General features: G+C 65.5%; 8 protein-coding genes. 6 read left to right on the plus strand and 2 right to left on the minus strand.

What is annotated here, in order from left to right; all coding sequences use genetic code 11:
- The coding region (locus tag AC1DT2_RS09535; protein ID WP_477296010.1) for a mechanosensitive ion channel family protein at positions 1–860 on the plus strand (860 nt) is incomplete at its 5' end.
- A 158-nt stretch (positions 861–1018) separates the two neighbouring features.
- Here the strand turns inward: AC1DT2_RS09535 and typA are convergent.
- Together typA and AC1DT2_RS09545 are read right to left on the minus strand one after the other, a co-directional pair.
- On the minus strand, positions 1019–2863 hold the full coding sequence (gene typA / locus AC1DT2_RS09540) for a translational GTPase TypA (protein WP_477296011.1): 1845 nt from the start codon (positions 2861–2863) through the stop codon (positions 1019–1021).
- 128 nt (positions 2864–2991) lie between these two features.
- Complete coding sequence (locus tag AC1DT2_RS09545; protein ID WP_477296012.1) at positions 2992–5181, minus strand: pilin; 2190 nt, start codon at positions 5179–5181, stop codon at positions 2992–2994.
- A 270-nt stretch (positions 5182–5451) separates the two neighbouring features.
- Between AC1DT2_RS09545 and AC1DT2_RS09550 the strand changes: the two genes are divergently transcribed.
- The 5 genes from AC1DT2_RS09550 to AC1DT2_RS09570 form a co-directional block, all read left to right on the plus strand.
- Positions 5452–6378: a hypothetical protein gene (locus AC1DT2_RS09550; protein WP_477296013.1), complete on the plus strand. Its 927-nt coding sequence runs from the start codon at positions 5452–5454 to the stop codon at positions 6376–6378.
- 53 nt (positions 6379–6431) lie between these two features.
- Positions 6432–7217, plus strand: a complete 786-nt coding sequence (locus tag AC1DT2_RS09555) for a hypothetical protein (protein WP_477296014.1) — start codon at positions 6432–6434, stop codon at positions 7215–7217.
- A 43-nt stretch (positions 7218–7260) separates the two neighbouring features.
- Positions 7261–8025 carry a hypothetical protein gene (locus AC1DT2_RS09560; protein WP_477296015.1) on the plus strand — a complete coding sequence of 255 codons (765 nt, stop codon included), beginning with the start codon at positions 7261–7263 and terminating at the stop codon, positions 8023–8025.
- A gap of 61 nt (positions 8026–8086) precedes the next feature.
- On the plus strand, positions 8087–9841 hold the full coding sequence (locus AC1DT2_RS09565; protein ID WP_477296016.1) for a 3-hydroxybutyrate oligomer hydrolase family protein: 1755 nt from the start codon (positions 8087–8089) through the stop codon (positions 9839–9841).
- A 125-nt stretch (positions 9842–9966) separates the two neighbouring features.
- The coding region (locus AC1DT2_RS09570; protein WP_477296017.1) for a peptidylprolyl isomerase at positions 9967–10147 on the plus strand (181 nt) is incomplete at its 3' end.

Here is a 10147-nt window from a genome sequence, read left to right on the forward strand (position 1 = left end):
GCATCGAGCATGTCATCAGCCTGGGACTCATCGTTGCCTGCACATGGTTCATCGTCCGCTGTATCGGCGCACTCGATGCCACGGTGTCGCGCTTCAATCCACTCGACCTGGAAGACAACCTCCGCGCGCGTCGTGTGCAGACGCAGGCGCGCGTGCTCAGCCGCACGGGCAGCGTCGTCGCCATCGTATTGGGCGCCGGTGTGGCCCTGATGACGTTTCCCGTCGTGCGCCAATTCGGCGCCACGCTTCTGGCATCGGCGGGCGTTGCCGGCCTCGCCGTGGGCCTTGCGGCCAAGCCCGTGCTGGGCAACCTCATTGCAGGGCTGCAGATCGCGCTGACCCAGCCGATCCGACTCGACGACGTGGTGGTGGTCGAAGGCGAGTGGGGCAAGATCGAAGAGATCACCAGCACGTATGTCGTCATACGTATCTGGGACGAACGCCGCCTTGTCGTGCCGCTGCAGTACTTCATCGAGAATCCCTTCCAGAACTGGACACGTACCAGCTCGCAGGTGCTCGGCTCGGCCATGCTGTGGTTTGACTACGGCCTGCCGCTGGATCCGCTGCGTGGCGAGCTCGAGCGTCTTTGCAAGCAGGCACCGGAATGGGATGGCCGTGTCTGCGTGCTGCAGGTGGTCGACACCAATGACAAGGCGATGCAGCTGCGGGCACTGGTCAGTTCTTCGAGTTCGAGCAAGTCGTGGGATCTGCGCTGCAAGGTGCGCGAAGGGCTTATCGCCTTCGTGCAGCGCGAGTACGAAGGCTTCCTGCCGAGACTGCGCGGCGAGCTGGGAAGCGAAGCGATACGTCGACCCGAACATGTGGGAGCCGCTTCAGCGGCGATGGGTGCTCGCCGATAGGCTGAGATGGGTGCTTGCCGCAACCGGCCCGCTGCCGCAGGATCGCCGATGAATCGGCTCCTAAAGGGATAGATAGCGCGGGCCTGGGGCGGGCACAAAAAAAAGGCCCGGCGTTAGCCGGGCCTTTTTTTGCTAGCGTCGAACGCTATCTCAACGAATCAACCGCGCGACGACTTCTTGCGATCGCCTTCGGTGAGGTGCTTCTTGCGCATGCGGATTTCCTTCGGCGTAACTTCGACCAGCTCGTCGTCGTCGATGAAGTCCAGGGCCTGCTCCAGCGTGAACTTGAGCGCCGGGGTGAGCTGGATCGCATCGTCCTTACCGGAGGCACGCATGTTGGTCAGCGGCTTCGGCTTGATGGCGTTGACGGTGAGGTCGTTGTCCTTCGCATGAATGCCGATGAGCTGGCCTTCATACACGGCATCGCCTTCGGCGGCGAACAGCTTGCCGCGTTCCTGGAGGGGTCCGAGCGAGTAGGCCGGGGTGTTGCCGCCGGCGTTCGCGATCATGACGCCGTTCTGGCGCTTGGCGATCGGGGCCGGGGTGTACGGACCGTAATGCTTGAACACGTGGAACAGCAGGCCGGAACCCTGGGTCAGGGTCTTGAACTGGTTCTGGAAGCCGATCAGGCCGCGGGCCGRGATCTCGTACTCGAGACGCACGCGACCGTTACCGTCCGACACCATGTTCTTCAGGTCACCCTTGCGGATGCCCAGGCGCTCCATGACGCCACCCTGATGGATCTCTTCGATGTCGATCACCAGTTCCTCGATCGGCTCCATCTTCTGGCCGTCGATTTCCTTCAGGATGACTTCCGGGCGCGACACGGCCAGCTCGTAGCCTTCGCGACGCATGTTCTCGATCAGCACCGAGAGATGCAGTTCGCCGCGGCCCGACACCAGGAACTTGTCCGCATCGGAGCCGTCTTCGACGCGAAGGGCGACGTTGTGCACCTTCTCGCGGTCCAGACGCTCGCGCAGCTGGCGGCTGGTGAGGAACTTGCCGCCCGAAAGATCCTTGCTGCCGACGAACGGCGAGTTGTTGACCTGGAAGGTCATGCTGATCATCGGCTCGTCGACGCTCAGCGCCGGCAGGGCTTCCGGCGTATCCGGCGCGGTCAGCGTGTCCGAAATGGTCAGGTCGGCGATGCCCGAGATGGCGACGATGTCAYCGGCTTCGGCGCTGTCCTGCTCGATGCGCTCGAGGCCGAGGAAGCCGAGCACCTGGGCGATCTTGCCCTGGCGCTTCTTGCCCTCGCGGTCGATCACGGCGACCTGCATGCCCTTCTTCAGCGTACCGCGCTGCACGCGGCCGATGCCGATGACGCCGACGAAGTTGTTGTAGTCCAGCTGGCTGATGCGCATCTGGAAGGGGCCGTCCGGATCGACGTCCGGCTTCGGCGCATGCTGCATGATCGCTTCGTAAAGCGGGGTCATGTCGCCTTCGCGGGCGTTCTCGTCGAGCGAGGCATAGCCGTTCAGCGCCGAGGCGTAGACGATCGGGAAGTCCATCTGCTCGTCGGTGGCGCCGAGCTTGGCGAAGAGGTCCCAAACCTGCTCGACAACCCACTCCGTACGCGCGGCGGGGCGGTCGACCTTGTTGACGACGACGATCGGCTTGAAGCCCATCGCGAACGCCTTCTGGGTGACGAAGCGCGTCTGCGGCATCGGGCCGTCCATCGCGTCGACCAGGATCAGCACGGTGTCGACCATGGACAGCACGCGCTCGACTTCGCCACCGAAGTCAGCATGTCCCGGGGTGTCGACGATGTTGATGCGGTTCTTCGCACCCGTCTTCTTGTCTTCCCAGGTAATGGCCGTGTTCTTGGCCAGGATCGTGATGCCACGCTCCTTTTCCTGGTCGTTCGAATCCATGACGCGCTCGGCCAGTACGGTGCGCTCGTTGAGCGTGCCGGACTGCTTCAGAAGCTGGTCGACGAGGGTGGTCTTGCCATGGTCGACGTGAGCGACGATGGCGATATTGCGCAGGAATTCGATCGACATGCGGTATGCGCCGGCATAAAGCCGGATCGCCTCTTTGGTTTGGGAAGCCGCCGATTATAAAGGAAAAGAACGACTTTCGCATGACCGGGCGGGGCCCGCCTTCATCGGCCCCCGCCCGGTACCCCTTTTCAGGGTGCGACCGGCTCGTCGCGGCAGCTCTGGGGCAGGTATTTTGGATCGATGCCGTCGCCGGAGCAGGTCCAGGTGATGACTTTGCCATCCACCTTCGGCGTCAGGATCAGCTGGCCGGAATCCAGCTTCTGGTCCGTCTTGTGGGGCGGGGTGGCGTCCAGGGTGACCACGATCTCGCCGCCCTGGCCGACTTCGACGGAACCGGCGTAGTCGTTGCCGAGCGTTTCTGGCTTGCCCAGGCCGGCGGCTGCGTTGTTCGCCGGGAACTTGCTCGTGGACAGGCGGCGCTCGGCCACGGCCAGCTTGACCGGATAGGCCGCCGTCAGGGCGCCCGACACCTGGCTGCGCAGCATGTACTGCTGGTACTGGGGGACGGCGATGGCGGCGAGGATCCCTGCCGTGGCGATGGCACCGGCCGAGCCGACCTGGCCAACCAGCTCCGCCGGGGTCTGCTCGTAGGTGAACGAAATGGACAAGGTGTCGGTGTCCGCTTCGATCGCCGCGCCGACGACACCCTTCTCGGGCAGGCCGAGGGTATGTGCGGCCGGCAGGCTCGCGATATCCAGGTCGGTCCCGGCCATCCCGCCCATCATCTGCAGGATCTCGATATAGGTGTAGTAAGCATCGCGCTGGGCGTCGCGGCTGTTCGCCGTGTAGCCCATCAGCACGTGCGAGCCCGGATAGGCGCGCCCGCGGAACCACTCGTCCAGCGAGGTATCCGGCTTGGCGGCGGCGCGGTCGGCCAGGGCCTGAGGCACCTTGGCCAAAATGACCCAGTCGCCTTCCTCCACCCAGTAAAGGCGGCTGCCGAAGCGCTGCATCAGGTTCATGAAGGGCACCAGGGCCTGCTGCTCGGGATGGTCGGCCTCCGGCTCATAAGGCGCCCCCGGCATGAACAGCCACTGCACCCTGGCGTCGTCGACGGTCATCTCGCCGCTGCGCCAGCGACCCGCCTTGGTCATCTCGTCGATGCGCGCGTGCCAGGCCTTGAGGTCGCGAGCGCGGATGGCGAAGAACTGTCCGGCGTCATCGGCGAAGACGATGGACTCCGGCCCCATCCACTTCGTGTAATCGGCGATGTCGAAGCCGTATTTCGTCCGCATTTTTGCCAGGCCGTCGCGGATGGTCTTCGCGCGATCGGCACCGAAGTCGAGACTGAGGTTGTCCTCGAACGCCTTGTAGCCGTCGGCGTTGGGCAGCGCGAAGGTCATTGCCCAGCGCGGCTCGCCCACGCTCTTCACCGTAGGCGCGAACGAGCGCGGCGCGGCATATTGAAGGACGCGCGCCTGAGGGGCGTGCACCACCATGCGGAACTGGCCCCGGCCGTCCACCGTGCCGCTGCCGAAAGCGACTGCGTCGGCCTTGGAAGCAAAGTCCGTGGGCAGCTTGCCCAGTGGCGATTCGCCTGCCTGGTTCGCCGCAACGGCGCCGATGCCGCGGATGGTCGCCCAGCCGTAAAGGCCTTCGCCCGACGTGTCGATGCGGGCTTCGAGGGCGCCGAGCGTGGCCGGCGCAGTGGTCAGTGAGGACTTGGCGAAGGTATCGGTCAACTCGTCGATCGTGTGCTCGTCGCTGGGCTGCTGCAGCGACTGGGTGACCCACAGGCGATGCTCGGCCACGACGTAGCGAACGCTCCCGCCGGAGGCAAGCTTGCCGTTGCCCTTCGCATCGAGTGGCGCGGCCAGCAGCGGCGCATTGAGAGAGGCGAGGCGCGCGTTGAACGCGTCGACCGAATCGAACGAGAAGCTGCCGGTGACGACGATCCGCGAGGTCGGCGACGGAATGCCCAGCGGATCGATAAGGGCGATCTCGAGCGGCGAACGGAGATCACCGAGCACGAGGCTGAGTGCCGGTCCGATTTTCGCATCGGCCAGGATCTTGTCCTTCGCGATCGTCTCGCGCAGTTTCGCCACGGCGTCGAGGTTTGCCTTCACGGAGAGGGCGGCATCGAGCGGGCGGCCGTTCGGCACGCCTCCGATCACGTTCCATGGGGACGGGAGGCGCAGATAGGCAACCGTCTGCGCAGGAAGGTGCTGGCGCAACCAGGCGGGGGCGGCAATAGCAGTCTGGGCGGCGGCGACCGCCTTGGGATCGGCGGCGGGCGCGTCTTCTTTCTTGTGGCAGGCGGCGAGTCCGAGTGCCGCGGTGATCGCGGCGGACAGCAGGACGGTACGACGGGCAATCATTGCTCTGTATCCCCTTGGGTTCTTCCGGCTCCTGCCGGGACTTGGAGGATAGCAGCGGCCGACAGCTCGTTGCGTGACCCACCACGGCCCTACGCCCCCCCACTGTGGGAGCCGCTTCAGCGGCGATAGCCTTCCGACAAAACGACGGGCCCCCAAACATGCTGCACCCGTCAAAACCATCAGCTACGCTCCGCACATCTGCCGTTGGCGACGGCATATCCAAGGACAGGAGTGGGGACCGTCAACACATCAAACGGAAAACGAAACACGTTGCCGTGGTTCCTGGCGCTGTGCTTGCTGAGCCTGGCCGTGCTATTCCGGCTGGCAGGGCAGGCCATAGCAGACCCGGCTCGCAGTGCCTCGACCCCGGCCGTCGATTCGCACCACGGTAGCGGCGAAGCGACCAGGCCAATAGCGTCGGCGCGACGGCAAACCGCCCCTCCGGCGGCTCGCGGTCATGGGGTTTCCGGACACCTCAATCCGGACGGTTATCTTCTTCCCAGCGACGACTTCTCCGCCATCGAACGTCGTCTGGCAGACCGCGTGACGTACGACGAGCGGGCGTTGTTCGTCATGTATCACGCCGCGGGAGTGTGCAGCACTCCGGTCAAGCCAGATTGGCGTAAGACGGCCAGGAGTGAATCCGGTCGTACCTTCTCGGCGTGGAAGGAGTCGTTCTGTCATGGAATCACGACCCACGACGAGTCACTGGCCTACGCTGCGATGACTCTCGAGTCATTTCAGAAACGTCACGAAGACTGGAACGACAAGAGCGACGAAGATGGGAACCATCTCATCTTCGAGGCCGTTCTGGATTCGGATTCGCCTGAAGACAGCGCCCTTGCGGCGGATATGGTCGACGTGCCCGGTCTCGATAAGTGGGCCCTGGGTCTGCAGGATGTCGAGGGCACGACGCACGTGGCGAGATTACCGCGCTACCAGCAGGTAGCGCTGCAGGGCATCCAGTGTTCAGAACTTGGCGGATGCGGTCCGAACGACCTCATGACCCTGTGGCTCTGCGTGAGAACCCCGGCGTTGGGCTGCCAGGCGGGTGCGAACCTCGACGACCTGTGGGCCAATGAATTCGCCCCCGACGAGATCGCGATCATCGCCCGCATCCAGCAACGCATTCTCGACGAGCGCTCGCGACGTATCGGCGCGAGCGCGAATACGGCCCCGAGGGACGCTCCCCAATGATCGCGGAAGGGTGTACCGCCACGCCAAGGCCTCTGGCCATCGGCATCTTCATCTTGGCGATGGTCACCGTGATCGGTGCACTCGCTTCACGGCATCCCGTGTCCAGCGTGCCGTCGATGCAGGTCGCGCACGCAACCTACCTGCGTCCGGGCGATTCCTTTGCCGATGTATTCGCGCGGCTTGCTTCGCGTGTCGACGAGGATCCCGGAGCGCTCCATGCGATCCGTCATGCGTCGCTGGCCTGCTCGGGCGAGGTCTCCGGCGATTGGATGCGCCGCCGGACGGTATCCACCAGCGAGAAGGCCTTCCGACGCTGGCAGTTCGCCTATTGCCAGGGCCGGTCACAGCAAGGCTGGGCCAAGGCCTACGAAACGGGCGAATGGGTCGACGTTCGCCGGCGGCATCCATCGTGGGCGCATACCACGGCAGACGCGCCGGGCTACCCGCCCGACCTTTACGCGCGGATGCTCAGCGATGCGCCGCCGCCCGACCTGCGCATGGTGCAGATGGTCCTGGCCCAGGACAGGGGGCGTCATGCGCCTTGGCGCTTCGGGAGCGATGTCGTCGAGCACGCCACGCACCCGGAGCGACTCTATCGGTACCAGCGCATGGCGCTGCGTCTGCTGGAATGCGATGTCGTCGGTGGATGTGGGCGCAATGGTGTGCTCACATTCGAACTGTGTCGTGAAGAAGGCGATTGCGCGAATGGATTGTCGATACGCGATATCGTCATGAAGCGCTATGCGCCGGATGAGGTCGCGATTATCGACGCGCTTCATGGGCGGATGGTGGAAGAACGTGGGTATTTTGCTCGGTCGCATGGTGAGGGTCGCCGCTGAAGCGGGTCCTGCAGAAGCGCACACATCTCATTAAGGGGGAAACATGGGTAGCGGGGGAACAGGGAAGGTGCGGCGCCTGGCGTTGATTTGCGTCGGCGTGGCCGTGGTCGCGATGGGTGTGGGTACGGTTCGCGCGAGATCAGCGCCGCTTCCGCTCGAGCGTCCGGGCGACACATTCGAGACCTTGCATGCGCGCTTCGATGCCCGCGCCGCGGAAGATCCGGATGCGCTTCATATGCTTGTGCAGGCAGCCATGTTGTGCAGGGAATACGACCCGAACTGGAAGTCGGAGCCTTATATAACGAATTCGTTCCGTGTCTTCGGCACCTGGCAGGATCGCTTCTGCGGTGGCGTGAACCGCGGCGGCGACTACGCCCGTTACAAGGCGCTTGGCGGGACCACCCCGTGGAATTCTCCCGTGGAGAAGCCGCTCACGCTGGACGAGGCTGTGGAGGTGGCACTGACCAGCAACTCGCCAACGCGCCTCGAATCCGCCGCCTACACGATAGAAAACGCCCCGCACCGATGGGACCTTGGCGCGAATTTCGTGCGTTACACAGCGACCATTCCCAACCTCGGTCAGCTACAAGGGATGGCCGTCCGTAGCATTGCCTGTCGGTACTCCGGCACATGCGACGCCGGTGGCATGGACACCATGTGGATGTGCGCGCGCGATCGAATGTGCAGGCCCGCGCTTACTGTCTTCGGCCTGTGGGCAACGCAACATTCGAGGGGCGAAATGGCGGCGGTACGTTCGATGTTGCAGCAGTTGATGCAGGAGCGCGAGCGCCGCGGCGTCGATCGGTAGACTTCGTGCGATCGTCCAGCACTGGCTTGCCATCGGACGGGCATTCACGCAAGGTCGGGCCATGCAAGTAAACGACACCTTCGGCGACGTCCGCGTCACCACGCATCGCGACGGCGACGATCTTCTCAGCGCCGGTCTGGGCTTGCGCGGTCTGGCGGGTACCGCGACACGCTTTGCGCACCCTGCGTCACCGACACCGGCCGAGCTGCGTCAACGCGCGATCCAGTCGAGCTGGAAGGGCATCGCCGATCTCGGTCCGCTGGGTGGTTTCGGCACGCTCTACGGCGGCGTCCCGAACGTCCCCGGCCGCGAGTTCACCACGTTCGCCAGCCTGCCTGGCGCACGCGCGCCGCACCGGGTGCTGGCCCAGGTACCGGATGACTTCGACCGCAAGAAGCGCTGTCTGGTGGTTACCGCATCGTCGGGTTCCCGCGGGATATATGGGTCCATCGCCCTGGCCGGTGGCTGGGGCCTCCCGCGTGGATGTGCCGTGGCCTATACGGACAAGGGCACCGGCGCGGGGTACTTCGATGCCTCCGATGAGACCGGCGTAGCGCTCGACGGCACGCGTGCCAGGGCAGGGTCCGTGCCACTTGAGTTCGAACCGAAGGGCCTGCCGGCCGACGCCGGCATCGCCGCCAAGCACGCGCACTCCGGCGACCATCCCGAGGCCGATTGGGGTCGCCACGTACTGCAAGCTGCGCGCTTCGGCCTGGCCATGCTCGATCGCGCCTTCCCCGACGACGCCCCGTTCACGGCACAGAACACGACGATCATCGCCACCGGTCTGTCGAACGGCGGCGGTGCCGTGCTGCGCGCGGCTGGCGACGACAGGGACGGCATCCTCGACGCCGTAGTCGCGCTCGAACCCAACATCTATGCGCGCGGCAGCGGCCGCTCGTTCTACGACTACGCCACGGAGGCGGCGCTGCTGTTGCCGGCTGCGCTGGCGGCACGCGAATTCGACGGCGTGCCCTTTGCGCGCGTTGGGGCGGCGTCCCCGACCGCCTGGGCGCTGCGTTGTGCGTCGCTGCGCGCCCACGGGAGGCTCTCCGCGGTCATGCCGGGGGCGCAGRCGGCCGAGGCCATGGACCTCCTGAGGGCCGGTGGCTGGCGGGACGACGTCCTGGCCACGGCGGCGTCCTCGACCGCGCTGGACCTATGGCGCGCCGTGACGGTCGCTTATGCCTCGGCGTACCTGAGACGCGATGCCGCCCACATGCCGTGCGGGTTCTCGTATCGCGCGCTTCCGGCCAGCGGCCTGGCAGGTTCCTCCGATGCGATGGTCCGCGCGGCCTGGTGGGCGGATGGCTCCGGCGTGCCGCCCGGTGCAGGCGTGATCCTCGCCGGGGGTACGGACCTCTCGCTCGATCCCACCTTGCCCGGCGTGCTGTGCCTGCGCGATCTTCAGACCGGCCACGGCGGCGAGGCCGGGCAACTGCGTGCCGCCGTGGACGCCACCGCGGCGGACCTGCCGCGGGACGACCTTCCGATCCTGATCGTCCACGGCGCACAGGACGGCCTGATCCCGGTGGCCTTCAGCTCGGAGCCATACGTGAAATGGCTGCGCGACGCCGGCCGCACGCCGGTGTTCTGGAAGGTCCCCTACGCCCAGCACTTCGACGCCTTCCTGGCCTTCCCGGATTTCGGCGACCGGCATGCCCCGTTGCTCCCCTTCGGCTACGCGGCGCTGGACCGCGCCTGGTCCCACGTCAGTGAGGGCAGGGCGCTGCCCGAGGACGCCGCCGTGCGCGACACCCGCCCCCGTGGCGCCGGCCCGCTGACCGCCGAAACGCTGGCTCTGCCGCAAAACTGAGCCGCCATCACGTTTTCTCGCTTGAACTCTGGGGAATAGGGCGCCATCTTTGGTGGCCTTGCAGCCCCCCGGAGCCGGTCGCACGAAGCGACTGGACCGATTTTCAACGAGTTACAGGAATTGCGATGACCATCAACGTCACCATGAAGACCAACAAGGGCGATATCCACCTGCGCCTGCACGACGACAAGACCCCGATGACGGTGGCCAACTTCGTGAACCTGGCCAAGCGCGGCTACTACGACGGCAAGACCTTCCACCGCGTGATCCCCGACTTCATGATCCAGGGCGGCTGCCCCGAGGGTT

Source organism: Luteibacter sp. P4_E6 (assembly GCF_056401535.1).